Below are 19,938 nucleotides of genomic sequence, written 5' to 3' on the forward strand. Positions count from 1 at the left end.
CCGGCGCATGCGGTACACTCCGCTGGTGCGTGGTCGCCTCCTTCGCTTTGCGGCGCTGACGTCAGCCGTTTCCTTGGGGTGCTCGCTCGATTGGACGGTGCCTGCGTCGACTTCCGGGCGTGGCGACGCTTCGCTGGACGCTGGACAGGACGGGGCGACCCCGCCCGTGTCTTCCGATAGCGGGACCACAGTCCCGACGGACCCGACACAACGAGACGCCTCCACCGGCTGCCGCAGCAACGCCGACTGCGCGCCGACCGACCTCTGCACCTTCGCGGCCTTCGACTGCGGCAAGTCCGGTCAGGCGGGGACGTGCGCGTCGCGCCAAAGCTCGATGGACTACTGCGCGCCAAACAAGCTCCCGCCCGCGCTCTACTGCGGTTGCGATGGCGTGCTCTACGATCAGCCGTGCACGCCGCTCGCGAACGGGGTGGACCTCGGGACCGATTGCCCCGCGCAGCCTGGCAAGGGCGAGGCAACGGTGGGCTTCGTGCGGTGCCAAGGCGACGGCGGCGTCGCGGTGGAGGACCGAGCCCGTGAGCACGCGATGGTGGACCGCTGCGAGCTCGACCCGTCGTGCCTGGGCGACTGTGCCTGCTTGAAGAAGCAGTTCTGCCCGCAAGGCGACATCAACAACGGCAAATGCGCCGGCGCCGTCGTCTTCTGCAACTGAACTGCGGAGTCGACTCCGCAGGGTGCGGAGTCGAGGCCGACGCGCCCGCCATGGACCGGCGAGATCTCGGCTGAATTCGAGCGGCACGGCCGTTGCGACAGTGTCCTCATTCCCCGAGGAGGTCACTCATGTCGCGCATTCCCGCTCTCGCTCTCGTCGTCTTCGCCTCCGCCGCGGTGGCCTGCGGTTCGTCCGAGCCCACAAGCTCGAGTTCGGGGCAGCGCCTTTTCGGCGATGACAACGACAAGTGCAAGCTCGACCCGAGCCAGTGCGTGCCCACGCAGCCGCCCAGCCCCGGTGGAACCTGCTCCGACGTGTCGCTGACGGCGACCGCTTGCCTCGGCGCGCACGCCTGGTCCCAGATCGCTGGGGCCGCTTGCGCGGCGCAGGGCACCACGCTCACGAGCACCACCTTCTCGGCCGCATGCGGCGTCACCAACCCCATCGGGCAAGACGGTCAACCCACAGACCCGAGCGACAAGCCGGGACAGCCTCTGCCGCCCGACGGCAACGCCTCGTATCAGACCGTGAAATTCACCTGCTGCGCCGCTGTGCCGCCGCCCAATCCGTGCATCCGGATGCCGATCGACAAACCGCAAACGGGCGGCACCGATCCGAAAGGCGATGCAGCCCGCGTCTGCGACGGCAAGCAGCTCACGCTGACGGGGCTCGAGGAGGGCGCGAACGGAGCTTCGGTGGCCATCTGCTGCCCCGGTCCGACGCCGCCCCCGCAACCGCCCCCGCAGGCATGCCTGTCGATCTCCGTCGGCGACAAGGTGACGTGCCTCTCCAAGCAAGTGCTCTTCGACAAGGCGGAGGCGGCGTGCGCACAACGCGGGCTCACCATGAGCAACATCGCGGTCACCGTACCGTGCCAGGAAGCGAACCTGGATCAGACCGACGGAATGGCTCGCTTGGCGGAGGTCACCTGTTGTGCTGGGGCACCCACGCAGCCGCCGCCCGACGCGAACAAGGATCCGCAGAAGCCCTGATCCGCCTTTGATAGACTCGCGGGGGTGAGCCCCTCCAAGAAGAGTGACGGGACGGCGACCATCGTTCGTGGTGCGCCGCCCCGTCCCCTCGGGGCCTTCATTCGGGTCCTTGGCGCGCCAGCCAAGCCCTCGAAGATGCGCCTCGCATCGGGGAAGTGCTTGATCGGCGCTGGCGCCGGCTGCGCCATCGTCATCGACGAAAAGACCGTCTCGCGGCAGCACGTCGAACTCGAGATCGTGCCGGAGGGCGTACGCCTCACCGACAAGGGGAGCCGCAACGGCACGTTCTACCTCGGTCAGCGCGTCGAGCGCGTCACCCTCTCGCTCGGCGCGCGCATCACCGTCGGCGCCGTGACGGTGGCGCTCGACGCCGACACGGAAGGCCTCGACGGGCTGGCCTTCGAAGGCGACGAGTACCGCGGCATCGTCGGCGCGACGCCGAGCATGCGCCGCATCTTCGCGTCGCTCTCGCGGCTCGAAGGCTCGCTCGTGCCGGTGCTCGTGCTCGGCGAATCAGGCGTGGGCAAGGAGCTCGTCGCGCGCGCGCTCCACGATGGCTCAAGCGTGAAGGCCGGCCCCTTCGTCGCCGTAAACTGCGGCGCCATTCCGAGGGATCTCGTCGCGAGCGAGCTCTTCGGTCACAGGCGCGGCGCCTTCACGGGAGCGACCGACCATCGCCGAGGGGCCTTCGACGCCGCCGACGGCGGCACGCTCTTTCTCGACGAAGTCGGCGAGCTCCCCATCGACGTTCAGCCGGTGCTCCTGCGAGCGCTCGAAACGGGCGAGGTGCGGCCCGTCGGCGCCGACGCGACCCACGTCGTGCGTGCGCGAGTGGTCGCGGCGACGAACCGAGACCTCGCGGTCGATAGCAGCGCGGGTCGCTTCCGCGAGGATCTCTTCTACCGCCTCGCCGTGGTGACGCTCGCTATCCCTCCGCTTCGCGAACGCCCCGCCGACATCGAAGCCATCGTCAAGGTGCTCGCCGAGAGCCTCGGCGTTGGCGCGCTTCCTGCGCCGGTTTTGGAGGCGCTGAAGAACCGCGCGTGGCCCGGCAACGTGCGAGAGCTCCGAAACGCCATTCAGGCCTACGGCGCGCTGGGCGCGCTGCCGACGGAGCGTTCGGTGCACCCGACATCCATCGACTCGGCGATCGCCGACTTCGTCGACCCGTCGCGCCCCTACGCGGATCAGAAGGACGACCTCGCGGACCGCTTCACGCGCGCCTACCTCCAGGCGCTCATGGCGCGCACCGGCGGCAACCAGAGCGCGGCATCGCGCGTGGCGGGGCTGGATCGAACCTACCTCGGGAAGCTGCTCGTAAAATTTGGCCTCGCGAAGGCCTGAAGCCGAGCCCTCGGGCCTGATTTACAGGGTTTCGGCGGGCCCCGCGCGCTCCACCTTGTTATCCTGACGGCAATGTCCGCCGCTCGCTCGCTCCGCTGGGCCGCCTTGGCCTTTGGGCTCGGCGCATGGACCAGCGACGCGCGCGCGGAAGATCCGCGCCTCTCGGAGGCTCGCGTGAGCTATCGCGCCGGCGCGCAGGCCTACGACGCCGGCGACTTCGGCGTCGCCGGGCCTGCCTTCGCGCGCGCCGACACGCTCGCGCCCAACGAGACCGCGCTCAGGCTCGCGCTCGTCAGCTGCGCTCGCGTCGAAGACGCTGTCCTATGCATGAACCTCGTCGAGCGGGCGCGGGCCCGCGACGCGTTGAGCGACGTACGAGAGTCGGTGGCTGCGCGCTTCGCCGGCCGCGTCGCGCGCGTCGTCGTGTCGTGCGGCGACGCGGCGCCGACGTGCACCGCGCGGCTCGACGGCGTGGAGGTCGCAGCGGGCCCCGCGTGGACGCTGCCGGGGGCCCACGTGCTCGAGCTCGGTGCAGGCGTCGCCGCCGAGAGGCGCACCATCACGCTGGACGCCGGCGCGAGCCTCACGGTCGTCGTTCCCGTGACAAGAGACCGTGCTTTGGCCGTCCCTGCTGCGCGGCCGGCCCCATCCACCGCCGTCGTGGCACCGCCGCCGACGGCACCGGAAGCGACCTCACCGTCGTCCCGTCGGGGGCTGTCGCCCGTGTGGTTTTGGACGCTCGCCGGGCTCACAGCCGCCGGTGGCGCGGCGTCGGTCGCGTCGGGGCTCGACACCCTCGACCAACACGCGTCGTTCGCCCGCGCGCCAACCAACAGCGCCGCCGCCGCGGGCCACGATGCGCAGGCTCGGACCAACGTGCTCATCATCGGCACGGCGGCCTTCGCGGCGGTCACGGCGGCGCTTGGTGTCTTCTTCGTGCGGTGGTCATCGCAAGCCTCGGTGGCGCGGCGCTGATCATGGAAGCAGGCCCGCGCGTCGGTGCGCTCACCACGCATCGCGATCAGCTTCCGAGCTCGTCGCAATACGAGCTTCTCCTTCGCATCGCGTCCGGTGGAATGGCCACGGTCTACGTCGGACGTCGCACCGGCGCCGCCGGCTTCTCCCGCGAGGTCGCCATCAAGCGCGCGCACGCGCACCTGCTCGAAGATCCTTCCTTTGCGAAGATGCTCGTCGCCGAGGCCAAGATCGCCGCGCGCATCCACCATCCCAACGTGGTCGCCGTTCAGGCCGTCGAGCTGCTCGAAGGCGAGCTGCTCCTCGTCATGGACTACGTCGAGGGCGCCGCCCTCTCCGAGCTCGCGCCCCTCAGCTCCGGCGCGCCTCGCCTGCCCGCGGGCGTCGTCGCGCGCATTTTGCTCGACGCGGCGCAGGGCCTCGAAGCGGCTCACACGGCGACCGGTGAACGGGGTGAGCCGCTCGGCCTCGTTCACCGCGACGTCTCGCCGCAGAACATCCTCATCGGCATCGACGGCATCGCGCGCGTGAGCGACTTCGGCATCGCGAAGACGACGGAGGGCACCGACAGTCAAGTTGGCAAGACGGCGACCGGGACGCTCAAAGGGAAGGTGGCGTACATGCCACCGGAGTACGTGGAGGGCGGCCGCTTTGACGTGCGCAGCGACGTCTTCGCGCTCGGCGTGGTCGCGTGGGAAGCGTTCACCGGCACGAGGCTCTTTCGCGGAGCCAACGAGGTGGAGACGCTGAGGCACGTGCTGGCCGGCAAGGTGGTCGCGCCATCGACGGTCACGCCGTCGCTCGGAACGACCTTCGACGAGATCGTGCTTCGCTCGCTCGCCCGGTCACCTTCGGCGCGTTGGCCGAGCGCGCGCGCGTTTGGCGACGCCATCGAGGCGGCGGCGCGCGCCGCCGGCATGCTCGCGACGGTCGGCGAGGTCGCCACCGCGGTGCGCCGGGTCGCGGGGCCGGCGCTCGCCCATCGTCGCGCCCTCATTCACAAGAGTGCGGCCCAGAGCGAGAGCTCGGTGCGCGTCGTCGGGCGCGCCGATGCCACGGGCACCCTCGACATCGACGTACCGGTGATCGTCGGCGAGCCGAGCGAGACGGCCGTTCGTGCGCCTCTCTTCACGGGCGAGGTTGGCGAGGCCTACGCTGAAGCGCCGCCGGGCGACGCGCCGGGAGTTCCGACGTTCGCCACGGGGGTTTCGTCGCGAAGCATCCCGACCAGCGAAGCCGCCGCCAAAGAGCCGCGCGGAAAGACTGCGCGGCGTGCGGCGTTAGCGACCGCTTTCTTCTTGCTCGTTGGAGCCGGACTCGGCGTTGCTAAGAAGGAGGCGCGCACCGTCGTGGCGCCCGCCGTGGCCATACCGGCGGCGCCGACGCCATCGACTTTGGCAGCGGGGGCCGCGCCGCCGCCTTCGCCCTCAACGTCCGTCGAAGCCCCCTCCGCCGAAGCACGCTCCACCGAAGCACCCATGGAGAGCGCGGTCTCCGCATCGGCGTCCGCCCTGCCGCAAGGGACGCCGCCCGTGCGGAGCGCCGCGCCGCGAGCGCGCCCGCGAACGGCACCGACACGCCCGCCCGATCGCGCCCCGCCCAATCCCTACGGCGACGGCCGCTGACCGGCCGCCTCTCACATGAGGTAGGTCGCCACCGCGTCGATGTATTCCGTCGTCACAGGGCGGTTCTGGAAATCCGTGTAGTCGAGCGACAGGTTGAAGGTCGCGGGGTCGTGCGGCCGATGGGTGACGACGACGTCGTGGAGGCACCACTTCGCCCCGGAGTTGCAGCCGGTGCCGGGCACCAACACTTCGAACGCCCCGCCGAAGGCGGCGTACTTTGCGCCGAGCGCCGTGGCCGTGCTGGCGTTGGCCGAGAGGCCGCTCGCGAGCGACGGGTCCCGGGCAAAGACGAACAGGGCGCGACGCAGCTTGGCCGCGAGGCCTGCGTCGAAGCCCGATTCACCGCCGTCGAGGTTCGCGTAGACGAGCTTGCTGAGCGCCGCGTCGGCGTTCGCCGCGTCGAGTTGCTGCATGAGCTCGTGGGCGACGTACGAGCCGCTCGAGTGCGCGACGACGAGGATGAAAGACGCCCCGGGCGTCAGCGCCGCGAGGTGCGCGCGCAGGCCCGAGTTGCCGATCTCCTTGGAGGTGTAACTCGCATCCTTCGGCCCCTGCGCCGCGTAGACGTGGCCGACACCGCGCACGCCAAGCGATGCGCGCACGAGCTCGCGCGCCCAAGCCTCGGTCCAGGAGAGCTCGGCGGTGTAGCCGCCGTAGACCACCAGCACGGCGTTGCCAACGCCGACGCGTTGGTAGGAGACGCCCAATCCCACGCTCACGGGCGGCGCAAGCGCGGCATCCGGCGTGGCAAGCGCGTCGGCCTCGGCATCGACCGCGGCGGCCCCGTCCGGCGGCGCGGCCGATTGCACGTCCGGCGACGCGTCCACGTCGCTCGCCGAGGCAAGCGGCGACGCGTCGGTCTCGTGCGGTCCGCAGCCGAAAGGCGCCGCTGTCCCGGCGGTCACGAGCAGGAGACAGCCTACGAGCGCACGCACGACGTTCAGGTAGCGCGAAAACGCCGCAGGGCAAGCGTGCAAGCTGAAGGCCGCTATGCTGGAGACCGTGCAGGCCCTCCGCTACCGTTACGCCCTTGGCGAGGTTTTCGGCGACAGCGGCGTCGACGCGGCCGCCTACCTGGCCCAAACGGCGGACGACGCCGGCAACCTGCTGGTGCCGTTTCGCGCTGAGAAGGCGCCGCCGACATTCGCGCTCGCGCCCAACTATCGGCCGCTCGCGACGCTCCGGCTGGGCGGTGTGCTCGCCACGGCGCCGCTAGGCGAGATGGACGACTCGCCGTGTGGGATCGGGTCCTCTCGTTCGAGGAGATCGCCGAGCTCTACAAGCGAAACGTGTCGATTGGTGTAGCCTGCAAACTGCCCTGAGCGCACCGCGGTGGTCTACAGCGCCAGCCAGCCGCCGAGGCCAGCCGAGAGGCCGACGCGAAACACCGAGAGGTCATCGGTGCGCGTGCTGGAGCTCGCCGCCTGCGAGAACTCGGTGGAGTGTGCGCCCGAGATCGGCAAGTTCGCGATGCCGCCCGCGTGCACGAAGAGCCCGTCGATGGGGCTCCAGACGACCTGCGGATCGAGGTCGAGTGAAAACAGCGTGTCGGTGTCGACGGTCGTCGAGATGGCCGAGGCTTCGTTGCTCTGCTCGGTCTTCGTTCGCATCGAGTAGAAGGCCACACCGGCGCGAGGCCAAAAGGCGAAGCGGGGCGAGAGCGGAAGCACGTAGCCCACGCGCGGCGCGAAGCCCAAGACCGTCATCTCGGGAGAGTTGTGCTTTCGAGAGGTCGTCCCCCCGTTTTGCGTTCGGTCTTCGCTGTGGCTGCCGCCGAGGCCAAACGCGAGCGGGAGCGCCGTGCCGACGGTGAGATGATCGACGACGGCGTAGTCGACGGCGAGGCGTGGCACTGTGTGCATCGACGCGAGGCCCGGCTCACGACCAACGAAGAACGCAAACGACGCTCCGCGGTCGGAGATCTTCGTCTCCGTGGCGCCTTGCGACATCGTGACCGACTGCGTGGTGTAGCTCACGAGCGGCATCAAGCGATCGGCCGTCACGAAGAGCTGGCCTTGTTTCCCGAAGCCCACCGGCGGTGACAACGCCACCGGGGCCTGCGGGGCCGAGGCCGCCACAAAAGGCGTGGCCGACGCCGGGCGCACCGGCAACGTGCTCAGGTCGACCGGCTCTGGCTCCTCGGCGTGGGCCGGGCGGCCCGCCAGCAACACGAGAAGCGTGGCGCTCGCCGCCTTGCCCGAGAAAGCGCTGCGTGCCTTCACGACGTTCACAACCTTCACGTTACGGCGACGGTGGCCGACGGCTCAAGGCTTCCCTCACTTTGCGAAGAAGAAGTCATCGACGATGGCCTCGCCGGGTGCGGTCTCGACCTGATACGTCCCGCCCTCGACCTCCGCGCGAGCGGCAGTCACGGGAATGGGCCGTGCCGCGCGCCGGCGCTCGATCCAGCTCGAACCGTTGGTGCTCGTCTCCCAAACGATCTCATCGGGCCCGGCTTCGTGGCGAATGCGGACGTGCCGATGCGTCGTGGGATCGAACGTCAGACTCGTCGACGACGTCACCGAGTTCGTGTCCTTCGCTTGGAAGAAGATCTTCCCCGCCGACACGGCCACGCGCACATACCCGACGCCTTGCGGCACGACGGCGAGGGACACGCTGCCTTCGGCAGACGTGTTCGGCGCGGCGAGGACCGTGAGCCCAGAGGCGCCGCCGGTCCAGTCGATCTCGCGCGTCGTGGCGAAGCCCGCGTGGTGTTGGCCGGCGACGCCCCCTCGTGGCCGCAGATGCAGCGCACCTCCGTGGACGAAGATCGGAATGAGCCGATCGAAGCCGCCCTCGTGGATGGCGTCGGGCGTGAGCACCTCGGGATCGCGCTGCGTGGCGAAGTCTTCGCGAACGCCCGTCGTCTCCACGTGCAGGTCGTCGAAGAGGGCCTGCCCCGGCGCGGCCTCTGCCTGGTACGTGCCGGCCTCGAGCTCGATGTACGCGGCGCGGAGCTCGATGGGCGAGACGCTTCGCCGAACGGTCCACGCGCTCGCGTCGGGGCTCGTCTCAAAGCGAATCTGGTTGGCGACGCAGTCGTGCCGAAGGCGAAGGTGCCGATGCTGGACGGCGTCGTAGGCGATCTGCGTCGTCGAAGGCGTCCCGGTGTTGACACCCATCACGAGGGCGCCGCTCTCGACGGTCATGCGAAGCCAATGCGAGGGGTCGACGACGACGGCGAAGGTCGTGTCGGCGGAGGAGGCGCTGCTCGTCGCTTGCACCAACTCGACCTTCGCCGAGCCGCAGATCATCGCGTACGTTCGCGCCGACACGACGCCGCCATGATGGAGACCCGAGACGCCCGCGCGTGGCGTGATGCTGAGACGACCGGCGGCCGTTGCCACCGTGACGAGCGGATCGAACGCCGCGTAGCCCTCGTTGATGGTGCGGAGCGACCACCGGTCGAGGTCGATGGTGCCGCCGAAGGAGTCATCCAACAGCACCGGTGAGCGGTCGACGCCGGGCCGGGGGAGCGCGAGCCGATCGAGGATGTTGCGCGTCATTTGCTGCGCCACCGCCGACGCGACGTTGGGCTGCGTCACGCCCGGCAAGCGTTGGTCGTCGAGGCCCCAGGGGAACTGAATGCTCCCGGCGGCGAAGGTCTCGGCGTGGCTGGGAAGGTGGCGAACGGCCATCTCCGAGTTGCCGCTCGTGGCGCGCGGCGTAGTCCAAGGCGAGCGTGTCACGGGCCTGACGCCCGGGAGCGGTGGCTCACCGACGCCATCGACCTCGTAGCCGACGAGGCCCGTCAGGTGGGAGCCCTTGACGAGCCCAGTGCCCGCGAAGAGCCAGCTCGAGGCGCCTTCGACGACGAGGTCCGCGTTGATGTCGTAGTCCTGAAACGCGACTCCAGCGAGGCCGGCCTCGCTGCGCGCCAACGTCCCGCTGCCGAACCGGACCGTCGTCTGGTGAGCATCCGCGGTGCCAAAGAACGGATCAGTGACGGTGTCCTTGAAGCACGTGAGTGTTGCGTTGGGTGCGCCGCCCTTGGCGGCCCCGAGGCGCGCCTGCCAGTAGCTCACGTTGCCGGAGAAAAACGCGAGGCTCGTGCCGTCGTGATCGCGTGCAAACTCCACGTGATTGCGCATCTCGTGGGTCCAATATTCGTCGTGCCCCACGGACAGGAACACGCGATGTTTCGCGACGAGCGCCGCGTCGCGGTGTACGTCGATGTTCGTCACGTAGCTCACGTCGTACCCCTCACGCTCCAAGAAGCGAATCATCGGGTACTCCCAGCCGGTGGGCCCCGTGTGGGACGCGCCTTGGAGGTTGGTGATGAGCTCGCCGGCGCCGACGCCGACGGCCGCCTCGGGGTTTTCGCCGAGCGCGTAGGGGCGAAGGAACGAGACCCTCGACGCGCGCGTGCCGCCTTGGCTGTTGAAGTCGTAGAGCGATTTCCCGCCCCAGTTGTTGTAGGCCTGAAAGGTCGTGACGCTGGACTGGAAGAGGTATTTCGACGCCCGCGTGTCGTCGCGAACCACGAACGGCACGTAGCTCTGCTTGCCCGTGTCTTTCGTCGTGAGCTTGATGACGTATTGGCCCGTCACCCAATTGGCGGGCACATTGACCGTGGTGGGTGACACCCAGTTGCACTCCACGAGGCCGTCGGCGTCGGGCGACGGCGTCGCTTGCACGTGCCCATCGAGCTCGACCGGGGCCGTCATCGCGCGGCCGCCCTGGCCGCCGTAATAGCCGAGGCGGTACACGCTCATCGTGTACTTGGCCGAGGCCGTGTTCACGTAGAGCGACAACGACTCGCCCGCCGCGAGGCTCGTGGTCGACGCGTACCCTTCGATCTCACGCGCCTTGGCGGGCGTCGTCAGCATCCACTCGGTGGTGCCCGGCTGCTGGTTTTCGCCGTCGATGGGGTTCTTCGGCGGCCCGGCGTCAATCGCGGCGCCATCGCTCGCGCTGCCATCCGAAGTGCCGCTGCCGTCGCTCGTCGTCGCGCCGTCGTTCCCGCTTCCGTCGAGGCCGAGCGAAGCATCGCCGCTCGTGCTGCCGTCGCCACCGGCGGAGCCGTCGTCCGAGCCGCCGTCCCCCAAAGCGCTCCCGTCACCTCCGCCGCTCCCGTCGTCTGCTCCGTCGCCGACGTCGCCATCGACACTCGCACCGCCGTCGTCTTGGCCCTGGTGCCCATCGCCGCTTGACGAGCCGTCGCCAGGGGCGCCATCGCCGGTCCCGACGCCTCCGTCGGGGAGAGCGCCGGCGCCCACCCCTTGCGCGTCGCCGCCGCAAGCAGCGAAAGCGCCGCCAGCGGCGACCAAGATCCAGGCGAGCGCGAAGAGAGGCCTTCGGCGCTGCGCGACCGTCATGAGCGTCGGCACCGAAACATCGTAAATCACCGTCGCCGGCGGCGCCCGGCCGATTTCGCGTGAGTTGCTCGCCGCGTGCGAGGGCGTGTAAGCATGAGATGTGTGCACAGTACGCCTGGTCGCGGCCTCGTTCGCGCTGGCGACGAGCCTCATGGCAGGCGAGGCGCTGTCGCGCGATGCCATTTGCCGAGCCGACGCGGCCGCGAGCGTTGAGCTCCTCGCCACACGGGACGCCACCCTCGCCGCGGCGCAGGCGCTTGTGTCGCCCTTCGACCGACCGCGGGGTCGAGCTCTCTTCCTCGCCATGTTGGCGCGTGATCCCGACGACGACGACGCGGCCATCGGTCTTTCGCGCCTCGACGGATGGGACGGCTGCCTCGCGCTCGCCGAGCGCGGCTATCGCAGCGTCCTCGCGCGCAGCAAGAATCACGTCGAGGCGCGCGCCGGACTCATCGACGTGCTCATGTGGCAACGGCGCTGGGACGACGCGGCGCACGAGGCCGACGACGGGCTCGAGCGGATGCCCATCGCGCCGGAGCTCTTGGCGCGCCGAGCCCGCATCGCTTACCTCCGCGGCGACGTGAGCGCCGCACGGCGCGATCTGACGGAGGCCGAGCGCGTCTCGCCCGTCGATCCGGAGATCCGTGCCGCGCGCGCGCGAACCTACGTCGGGCAAGCGCGCCTCGGCCAGCGCCTTCAGGTCTTCCCTTCCGGGTATGACGACGTCGCGACGACCGACGCATCGGCCATGCAGCGCTATCGACGTATGCGCTTCGAGCTGGGCATGACCGTCGTAAACCGTCAGGGCGCGGAGCGACCGACGCGCACAGGCCTTCGTCGCACGAACATCGTCGATGGTCGCCCGACGGCGGGCGTCTACGTGCACCTCAAGAACGGCGGCTTCGTCGGAGGCAGCGCGGGCTTCAGCACCCCTGCCCTGTCGCTGCCGCAATACGCCTTCGACGCCACCTTCATGACGCCCATCACCGATCGCCTCTCGGGGCAGCTCACGGCAGCTTTTTGGCAATACCGCGACGATCGCGACGTCGTCGTCGTTTCGCCGGCGCTCACGTTCGCGCTCACGGAAGACGTCGACCTCACGGGCCGCTATTGGAGCACGTCGGTCATGGTGCATCGCGAGGCCACGACGGACTTCGAGATGGTTCACTCGCTGGGACTTCGAGCCGCATGGCGCCTCGACGAGCAGATCACCGTCGGCCTCGACTACACGTACGGCATCCAGCTCGAGCGCTTGCCCGGCGTCGCGGACCTCCTCGATCTTCGCAGCCACATCGTGACGGCCTCGGGCCGCGTGATGCTCAGCCCGCGCTTCGGCGTCGACGCGGCGCTGTCGATCGAGAGGCGCGAGAGCCTGAAGTCCGGCGCGAGCGTCGTGGGGCCGGCCGCCGAGGCGGGCGTCTTCGCGCGGTGGTGAGCCTAGGCCCCCGTGGGGCTTGCTGGTATCAAGGAGCGGTGAGGACGCGCTCGACCTTCGCGCCCGTCTTGCTGCTGTTCGTCGCCTCTTGCCAGCTCCTCTTGCGGGAGGACGCCGGCGGGAACGCGACGCCGCAAGACGCCGGGGCGCTCATTGACGGGGCGGCAGGCCGTTCGTTCTGCGCCGCGCGCGCGCGCGATGGCGTCTTTTGCCAAGACTTCGATGGCGACGCCGCAGCGCCGACATTTGGCTTCAATGCAACAGTTGGCGCGGGCGCGACGGGCGAGCTCGACGCCCAGAACTATGTTTCCCCGCCCTTTGCCCTGGCATGGCGCGCCGGTGTCGCGGACGCCGGCGGCTTGAGCATCGGCCTCGAGCGTTTCATCAAGGTGCCCTCGACCAGCCCCCTCCATCTCGAGGTTCGCGTTTCGATGGACAGCGGCCTGCTCAACCAGGTCGGCTACACGTCGCTCGCGCGTATCGTGCTGACCTCAAACAGGCCTCGCCACATCGTCTACCTGTTCACGGCGCGCCCGGCCGCGGGGGAGTCCGCCCAGTTGAGGCTCGGTGAGGAGGTGCCGCGCGTCGATGGCGGCGTCGCGTACCCGCCGACCCATTCGCTCGTCGTGCCCAGGGCTGGGACCTGGCTGCACGTTGCGCTCGACCTCGTGGACCACGCGGTGACCGTTGCGATCGACGGTAACACCCTCGTCGACAAGAAGCCCCTCGTCGACAAGGGACGGGAGGAGAGCGTCTCGCTCCAGCTCGGCCTTCTCGAACTCGACGCGCCAACGTCCGGCGTGAGCGTCACCGTCGATGACGTCCTCTTCGGCCCCACGATGTGAGGGCGCAGCCGTCGCGCTGAGGCGATGCTAAGCGGACGCTCCCGTCGCGCGGCTTCGCGCCGCGCTGATGATGGCCGGGTTTCGCGGCATGTCGCTACCGCGACGCCATCCACAAGTCGTCGCCGCCGACGGTGCCGGTCCGCGGACTCGTGAAGTAGATGCGGCACGCGTCGTCGGAGATCCACGCCGCGTAGTTTCCCGCTATCCCGACTGGCGAGAGCTCCTGGAAGAAGTGGGCCGGTCCGAACGCGTCCTTGGTGCTCTTCCGTTGAGCGACGAAGAGGAAGGCGCCCCGCGAGTAGCCTGGCGGCTGCGTGACCCTCGTAAAGTACAGGGCTAGCTCGTCACGGGATACCGAAGGCCAGGCCTGACTCGCGGTGTACAGATCGGGAGGCACCTGCAAGTTGACCGCCGCGTCGGGTCCTGGCGTATCGAGGAGGCGTGGCGGCTCGTAGAGGGAGTTCACCGCGTTCCACTCGTTGACCGCCAGGTGTGGCCCTGTCGCGTAATAGATGTTTCGCGTCACTTGCCCGACAGAGGCGGCACCGAGGAGGTTTCCCCCATAGGCCACCGGGTCTTTGCGAACGTTGGAGAAGCCTTTGGCGCCACCGTCCCAATCGGCTCGGTAGATGCCGTGATTGGGGTTCGCGCCGCCATCGGCGAAGACGTGACTGTCGCGCCCGAAGAGCGCGGCCTTGCCCTTCGGGTCGAGCGAGAGCGTGACGTCAGAGACACCGCTCTTGAGCGGCGCGAGGACCTCTGGGATGGCGAAGGGCGAAGCGCGATCAGGCCTACGCGTCACGTAGAGGTCGCGCGACGCGTTGATTTCGCCTGGACTCGAGCCGGCACCCCGCGAGAAGTAGAGCGTCAGCTCGTCGCTCGTAAGGAACGGATCGCGCTCGTGGTCGGCCGTGTTGACGCCGGCGACAGCGACGACGCTCTGGAACGGGGCCGTATGGTTGCAGACGCGTGCCGCATCAACGCCGCCATCGACACCTCCATCGGGGGACCGCGCGTCGACGACACCGGCGTCTCCGCTCGGCCCGCCTTCGTCGCTCGGGCTCGGTTCGGCGTCGGAGGTCGACGCGTCGTCGTCCGTGGGACGAGTCTCGCCGGCGACGAAGTCACCGAGCAGTGACACGCACCCCACGAGCAGCAGCATCGAGAAGGCCACGCCTCCGCGAAGCCACTGGTTCTTTGTCACGAGAGCGAGGCTATCGAACGCAAACGGTCTTCTCAATGTGGTCGTGCCTCGGTCGTGGGGCCTACTCCACGATCTCCAGGTAGTGCCCCGTAAAGCTCTTGATGCGCTCGCCGGAGCTCGTAAACGCGGCGGTGGTCATGAGCCACGCGCCCTTGCCGATGCCTCGCTCTTTTCGCTTCGCGGTGTCGACGATGGCCTCGAAGGCGGTGGCCCCCGGCGGGACATCTTTCTTGAAGACGAACTCGTGGCTCGCCGTCGTGCCCGGCTTCGTGAACGCCACGACGGCGCTGATCTGATCCGACGTGTCTCCACGATTCTCCAGCTTGAAGACCACGCGCAGGAGCGCGTGATCGGCGAGGCGCACGGGAAGCTCAGGCCGCGAGACGCGCATGTCGATGCTGCCGATGGTGAGCGGCAGCCCGGCGAAGGAGTTCATCCGATCGCCGGCAGAGTCGAACGTGGTGACGGTGACGAGCCACGACCCGGCGCCGATCTTCTTCGCCTCCCGCTGCTCTCGCGTGAGACGGAGCGTGTAGCTCGCCGTCCCGGGCACGACGAGCAGCGGCGCGTCGTAGTGCTCGATGCCCGTCGTCGTGCCGGGCCGCGTGAAGACAACGAGCGGCGTGACGCGATTGGCGGTGTCACCGCGGTTCTCGATGGCCATGGGAATGACCAAATCGTCGTGCGCGCCGATGCGCGTCGCCATCTTCGGCGGCGTGGCGATCTGAACATCGTCGCGACCTCTGCGAAAGGGGTTGCCTGAGAGCGCGCGGCCCACTCGAGCCCCGTCGTCGTCGCGGACGTCGAAGGTGATGGCGTAACGACCGGGCGCCACGTTCGCTTCCGTGAGGTCGCGTGCGTCGAGCTTCATCTCGACGAAAGCCCCGCCCGGGGGCACGTACGCGACGAAGTCGACGGTGCGCGTAGCGGTGGTCTTCGGCGGCGTAAAGCTCAGCGGCAGGGCGACGCGACGCGTGCACTTCGCAGCGTTGCCGACGTAGAGCCGCGCGGAGAACTCGCCGTCGCGTTCGACCTTGTCGGTGTAGATGGGCGCGTGTTCGAACGCGAGCGCGCGCCTCTCTCCTTTGGCGCACACGGCGATCGATGGCTCCGGCGCGCGGCGCGCCACCACGACGGGCCCCGCGCCGAAGGTCACGGCTGCGTCGGTCGCGGCGAGCGTGCGCGCGCCGCCGTCGGCCACCGCCTCCACGGTCGGGATCGCGGGCGCGTCGACCGACGCGTCGCGCCCGGCTGCCGCAGACGCCAGCGGCGCGGTTCCCTGCGACTCCGCGGTCACGACGGGCAGTGCCTTGGCACAGGCCGCGAGGGGCAGGAGCGCGAGCGCCGCCGAACGCCAGGTGAACGTCCCCGTGACCGTTCGCCACCACGAGCGCCGCTCCCGCATCGCGGGATCTTCGCATTTGTACGCGGGGAGGACATCTCCCGCGAGGCGCCGACTGGCCACTCGCGGGGCGGCGCGGCTAGACTCTAGCGGCACCATGCGTTTCCCCGTAGCCAGGCCACCGGCCCCACGAGACGGGCGGCGCGGACTCGGCCGCCTGGCGTCGCGTCTCTCGCGTCTTGCGCGGCTAGCCACCGTGTCGAGCCTCTTAATCGCCTGTTCGACCGAGGCCGACGAGGTGCCGCTCTACCCGATGCCCTTCAAGGCGGCGGAAGGGCGCCTCCACGTGTACGACGGCACGACGTGGAAGCCGATGTTCATCAAGGGAATGAACATGGGCGTGGCGCTACCGGGCACGCAGCCCGGCGAGCTGGTGCCCACCGCCGAGGACTACGACCGCTGGTTCGAGATGATGGGCGAGATGGGCATCAACACCATCCGCCTCTACACCTTGCACTATCCACGCTTCTACCAGCGGCTTCATTTCTACAACATGCGGCACCAAGAGAAGCCGCTCTACGTCTTCCACGGCATCTGGCTCGACGAAGAGAACCCGACCAAGAACCTCCGCGACATGCAGACGCACTACGACGACAACATCGTCGAGTCGATCGACTGCGTGCATGGTCGAAACTTCGTGTTCGAGCGGCTCGGGCGCGCCCATGGCGAGTACGACACCGACATCTCACCGTGGGTCATCGGCTGGCTGGTGGGGCGCGAGGTGTTCCCCGACGAGGTCCAGACGACCAACCGCCTCACAAGCGCCCGCTCACGTTACGACGGCCGCTACATCTCGCTGCCCGGCGGCTCCGAGACGGAAGTCTGGTGGGCCGAACGCGTCGATCAGATCGCAGCCTACGAGCTGGAAAAATACGGCGTGCGGCGCCCCATCAGCGTGTCGAGCTGGCCGACGCTCGATCCCATCCGCCACCCCACCGAGGGCGCCGGCGCGTCGGAGGATCAGGAGGAGCTCGACCTCGCGCAGCTCGACACCACGAATTGTCCGCCGGGCTACTTCGCCAGCTATCACGCCTATCCGTATTACCCCGACTGGATGAGCGAAGACCCTCGCTACGTGCCAGCGGTGGATGCCGATGGTCCCAACAGCTACCTCGGCTACCTGAAGCAGCTTCGCGCGCACTATTACCCCAAGCCGCTCATCGTCGCGGAGGTGGGCGTGCCCTCGAGCTGGGGCAACGCGCACTTTGCCCACAGCGGCATGAACCACGGCGGCCAAGACGAGGTGACGCAAGGTCACCACGACGTGCGCGTCTTTCGGAACAACTTCGAGGCCCAGACCGGCGGCGCGATCTTGTTCGCGTGGATCGACGAGTGGTGGAAGCGCACGTGGATCGTCGACGAGCTGGCGCTGCCGCGCGATCGCTACAAGCTCTGGCACAACGTGACGAGCCCCGAGCAAAACTTCGGGCTCCTCGGCTTCGAGCTCGACCCGCCAAACTTCGACATGTTCCCAAAGACGACGGGCGCGGGGCGCGTCGCCGAGCTCCGCGCTAGCGCCGACGCCGAGTTCTTTCACGTTCGCCTGAGCTTGACGAAGCCGCTCGGCGACGGCGAGGTGATGGTCATTGGCTACGACACCCACGACGACACGCGCGGCGAGAGCGTCTTGCCCAACGGAAGGAAGACGACGCAGCGCTCGGAGTTCGCGCTCACCGTCACGCTTCCGAACAAGGCCGACCTCACCGTCATGGAGTCCTACGATCAGTTCGGTGTCTGGCACGACACGCAAGCGGCGTGGCACAACAAGGAGGTCGGCGAGCTCCCCGGGCCGCAGCCGTATCGCTCCATCGCGAGCGACGGCGGCAAGTGGAACCTCGTCCGCTGGAAGAACAACAGCGAGCACGGCAGCGACGATGGCGTCTACAAGTTCCCGGAGACGGTGCAGGAGATCGGTCGCCTGCGCGTGCGCAGAAGCGAAGAGCGAGAGACCGGACAGTCGGCCGTCATCGTGAACGGAGCCGAGCTCCACGTCCGAGTTCCGTGGACGCTCCTTCACGTCACCGACCCATCGAGTCTCCTCGTGCTCGACGACAACCCGAAGACGCGTCCCCGCGAGACGAGCGAGACCGACGGCTTCCGCGTCGCGGTCTCCATCGGCGAGGATCTCGTCGAGACGCCGCGCCACAAGTGGGCGCGCTGGGACAAAGTGCCGCGGTACAAAGAGCGTCGAAAGCTCAGCTACGGCATCTTCGCGGACGGCCTAAGGGCGATTCCCGATCGGTAGCTGGGCGCCGTGGTCCCGGCGCCACGCGTCATGAGACAAAACGCTCACCTTGTCCGACACCAACGCACCAGGTCGCCATGTAACGCGTTGAAAGTATTCATTCCTCTCGCGGCACGGACACTGCTTTAGGCCCCCTACCCGGAGGCTCCATGCGTATTTCGTTCGTTGCTCTCGCCGTCGCCGTTTCCGTCTCTAGCCTTGGCGGCCTCGTCGCCTGCGGCGGAAGCTCCTCCGAAGCCGAGCTGTCGCAAGACGAGCTGAATCGTCAAAGCAGCGTCGTGGAGATCGACGAAGACGACAACAAGAAGACGATCTCCGTCGAGAAGGGCAAGGCCATCAAGCTGCGCCTCGCGAGCCCCGGCAGCGGCGGCTACAAGTGGAAGGTCGTAAGCACCGACCGCTCCTTCGGGTACCCGACGCCGAAGGACGGCGAGTTTGAATCGAGCGGCGGCGGTAGAGCCGGTGGCGGCGGCACGCAGGTCTTCACGTGGGACACCGACTCGCGGTTGCTTACGCCGGGCGGCGCCAACCACGCCGTGAAGCTCGAGTATCGGAGGCCCTGGGAGGACGACTCGGTGGCGGCCGCGGAGACGTTCTCGTTCAAGGTAAAGATCACCGAGCCGGCGCACGAGCCGCCGGCGCCGGACCTCAAGCCCATCGTCGTCGAGGCCGACGACGACGGCGACCGCGTAAAGGCGAAGGAAGGACAAGACGTGGTCGTCAAGCTGCCGGCCAACGCGTCGGCCGGCTACCGCTGGCACGTGGAGTCGGTCGACCGGACGCTCGGCCAGCCTGAGGTCTCTTACGAAGCCAACAACCCTCGCGCCGTCGGTGGTGGTGGGCTCTCCGTCCTCACTTGGAAGACTGGCCCGGCGGGCCCGTTGTCGAAGGTCGGCACCCACGCCATCAAGCTCAAGTACAGCCGCGGCGCCTCCGGCGAAGCCGAGAAGGAATTCAGCTTCACGTTGCTCATCGCCGCCGTTGCGGAGGAAGACGAGTTCGAGTGCCCGACGCAGCGCTCCATCAACTGCATGCCGCCCATCACGCCTGCTCGGCGCGCCAACTGCGCGGCTGACTTCCGCGCCTGGGCAGAGAGCCACTGCGACGTGACGTTCTTGCACTGACCGAGCCCTACTCGCTCGGATCGCCGCTCGAGCCGAAATCGTCGCCGCCTTGGTCGGCAGCTTGGTCGCCTGCTGCGCCTAGGCTGCCGGCGTAGGGATCACCGGCGTTGTCTCCGTAGGAGTCCCCACTCACCTCGTTGCCGCCGGGGCTTCCTTGATAGGCGTCGCCGCCTTGCGCTTGCGTGTCGTTCTGCGAACCGCTTCCGCCCCATCCCGGCTCGAAGGGGTCCTGCGGCGCCGGCGCGCCGTACATGGCAAACGAGCCCCCCGCGTCGAGGCTGCCGGGATCGAACGCGCCGCCGGCCGGGATCGGTGCACCATACATGGAGAACGAACTCCCCGCATCGTTCGGTGCGCCACCAAGCTCCGGGTTCGTGACGCCGAGGTTATCGGGGCGCACACCGCCGGCCACCGCCGAGAGGTCACCGAGCGAGAGCTCGCGACGACCGACTGCGTTGAAGCTGAACGTCTGAGCGCGCGACAGTCGCTCGGTGGTCGCCCGCGGCGCCGCGTCGAGCAGTTCGTGGGGGAGCGTCGACGAACAGAACGGGCACGTCCCTTCGACGGCGGCGAACACGTGACGTGCGCAGCGTGGACACGGAACGAGCGGACCTCGCGTGGCGCGAGCGTACTTGGCGGAAGTGGGCGGCGTCTTCATGCGAGGACGTCGAGCAAGGGCGATGCCGGACCGCGGTGGCGGCGGCGCCAGTCATATCGCGAACTTCGCAGGTGGATCGGCGAGGCGCGGGGCGAACG

At 68.8% G+C, this 19,938-nt stretch carries 16 protein-coding genes; 10 read left to right on the forward strand and 6 right to left on the reverse strand.

Features of this window, described 5'->3' with window-relative positions; all coding sequences use genetic code 11:
• The first annotated feature begins 25 nt into the window (after window positions 1-25).
• The 5 genes from IPG50_27355 (at window position 26) to IPG50_27375 (ending at window position 5,609) form a co-directional block, all read left to right on the forward strand.
• On the forward strand, window positions 26-673 hold the full coding sequence (locus tag IPG50_27355; GenBank protein MBK6695894.1) for a hypothetical protein: 648 nt from the start codon (window positions 26-28) through the stop codon (window positions 671-673).
• A gap of 128 nt (window positions 674-801) precedes the next feature.
• Complete coding sequence (locus IPG50_27360; GenBank protein MBK6695895.1) at window positions 802-1,665, forward strand: hypothetical protein; 864 nt, start codon at window positions 802-804, stop codon at window positions 1,663-1,665.
• A 24-nt stretch (window positions 1,666-1,689) separates the two neighbouring features.
• Window positions 1,690-3,009, forward strand: a complete 1,320-nt coding sequence (locus tag IPG50_27365; protein MBK6695896.1) for a sigma 54-dependent Fis family transcriptional regulator — start codon at window positions 1,690-1,692, stop codon at window positions 3,007-3,009.
• 72 nt (window positions 3,010-3,081) lie between these two features.
• On the forward strand, window positions 3,082-3,984 hold the full coding sequence (locus IPG50_27370) for a hypothetical protein (protein MBK6695897.1): 903 nt from the start codon (window positions 3,082-3,084) through the stop codon (window positions 3,982-3,984).
• A 2-nt stretch (window positions 3,985-3,986) separates the two neighbouring features.
• Complete coding sequence (locus IPG50_27375) at window positions 3,987-5,609, forward strand: serine/threonine protein kinase (GenBank protein MBK6695898.1); 1,623 nt, start codon at window positions 3,987-3,989, stop codon at window positions 5,607-5,609.
• An 11-nt stretch (window positions 5,610-5,620) separates the two neighbouring features.
• Here IPG50_27375 and IPG50_27380 read toward each other — a convergent pair whose 3' ends face one another.
• Entirely contained in the window at window positions 5,621-6,544 is a 924-nt protein-coding gene (locus tag IPG50_27380; protein MBK6695899.1) for a hypothetical protein, read from the reverse strand.
• A 67-nt stretch (window positions 6,545-6,611) separates the two neighbouring features.
• Between IPG50_27380 and IPG50_27385 the strand changes: the two genes are divergently transcribed.
• Entirely contained in the window at window positions 6,612-6,914 is a 303-nt protein-coding gene (locus IPG50_27385; GenBank protein MBK6695900.1) for a hypothetical protein, read from the forward strand.
• A gap of 32 nt (window positions 6,915-6,946) precedes the next feature.
• On the opposite strand, the gene IPG50_27390 is transcribed toward IPG50_27385, so the two are convergent.
• Window positions 6,947-7,831, reverse strand: a complete 885-nt coding sequence (locus IPG50_27390) for a hypothetical protein (protein ID MBK6695901.1) — start codon at window positions 7,829-7,831, stop codon at window positions 6,947-6,949.
• Window positions 7,832-7,885: 54 nt separating this feature from the next.
• Window positions 7,886-10,939: a hypothetical protein gene (locus IPG50_27395; GenBank protein ID MBK6695902.1), complete on the reverse strand. Its 3,054-nt coding sequence runs from the start codon at window positions 10,937-10,939 to the stop codon at window positions 7,886-7,888.
• Window positions 10,940-11,027: 88 nt separating this feature from the next.
• Between IPG50_27395 and yaiO the strand changes: the two genes are divergently transcribed.
• Both yaiO and IPG50_27405 read left to right on the forward strand, forming a co-directional pair.
• Window positions 11,028-12,362 carry a YaiO family outer membrane beta-barrel protein gene (gene yaiO, locus IPG50_27400; GenBank protein ID MBK6695903.1) on the forward strand — a complete coding sequence of 445 codons (1,335 nt, stop codon included), beginning with the start codon at window positions 11,028-11,030 and terminating at the stop codon, window positions 12,360-12,362.
• 38 nt (window positions 12,363-12,400) lie between these two features.
• Window positions 12,401-13,207 carry a hypothetical protein gene (locus IPG50_27405; protein MBK6695904.1) on the forward strand — a complete coding sequence of 269 codons (807 nt, stop codon included), beginning with the start codon at window positions 12,401-12,403 and terminating at the stop codon, window positions 13,205-13,207.
• Between the two features lie 94 nt (window positions 13,208-13,301).
• On the opposite strand, the gene IPG50_27410 is transcribed toward IPG50_27405, so the two are convergent.
• On the reverse strand, window positions 13,302-14,411 hold the full coding sequence (locus tag IPG50_27410; GenBank protein MBK6695905.1) for a hypothetical protein: 1,110 nt from the start codon (window positions 14,409-14,411) through the stop codon (window positions 13,302-13,304).
• Between the two features lie 61 nt (window positions 14,412-14,472).
• Window positions 14,473-15,816 (reverse strand): hypothetical protein, encoded by a 1,344-nt coding sequence (locus IPG50_27415; protein ID MBK6695906.1) that lies wholly within the window; start codon window positions 15,814-15,816, stop codon window positions 14,473-14,475.
• A 193-nt stretch (window positions 15,817-16,009) separates the two neighbouring features.
• Between IPG50_27415 and IPG50_27420 the strand changes: the two genes are divergently transcribed.
• Both IPG50_27420 and IPG50_27425 read left to right on the forward strand, forming a co-directional pair.
• A complete protein-coding gene (locus IPG50_27420) occupies window positions 16,010-18,058 on the forward strand; it encodes a hypothetical protein (protein MBK6695907.1) in 2,049 nt (682 codons plus the stop codon).
• 149 nt (window positions 18,059-18,207) lie between these two features.
• Window positions 18,208-19,182: a protease inhibitor I42 family protein gene (locus IPG50_27425; protein MBK6695908.1), complete on the forward strand. Its 975-nt coding sequence runs from the start codon at window positions 18,208-18,210 to the stop codon at window positions 19,180-19,182.
• Between the two features lie 7 nt (window positions 19,183-19,189).
• On the opposite strand, the gene IPG50_27430 is transcribed toward IPG50_27425, so the two are convergent.
• On the reverse strand, window positions 19,190-19,840 hold the full coding sequence (locus tag IPG50_27430) for a hypothetical protein (GenBank protein MBK6695909.1): 651 nt from the start codon (window positions 19,838-19,840) through the stop codon (window positions 19,190-19,192).
• Window positions 19,841-19,938: the final 98 nt, after the last annotated feature.

The organism is Myxococcales bacterium, from assembly GCA_016703425.1.
In the GTDB taxonomy this organism is placed as follows: domain Bacteria; phylum Myxococcota_A; class Polyangia; order Polyangiales; family Polyangiaceae; genus JADJCA01.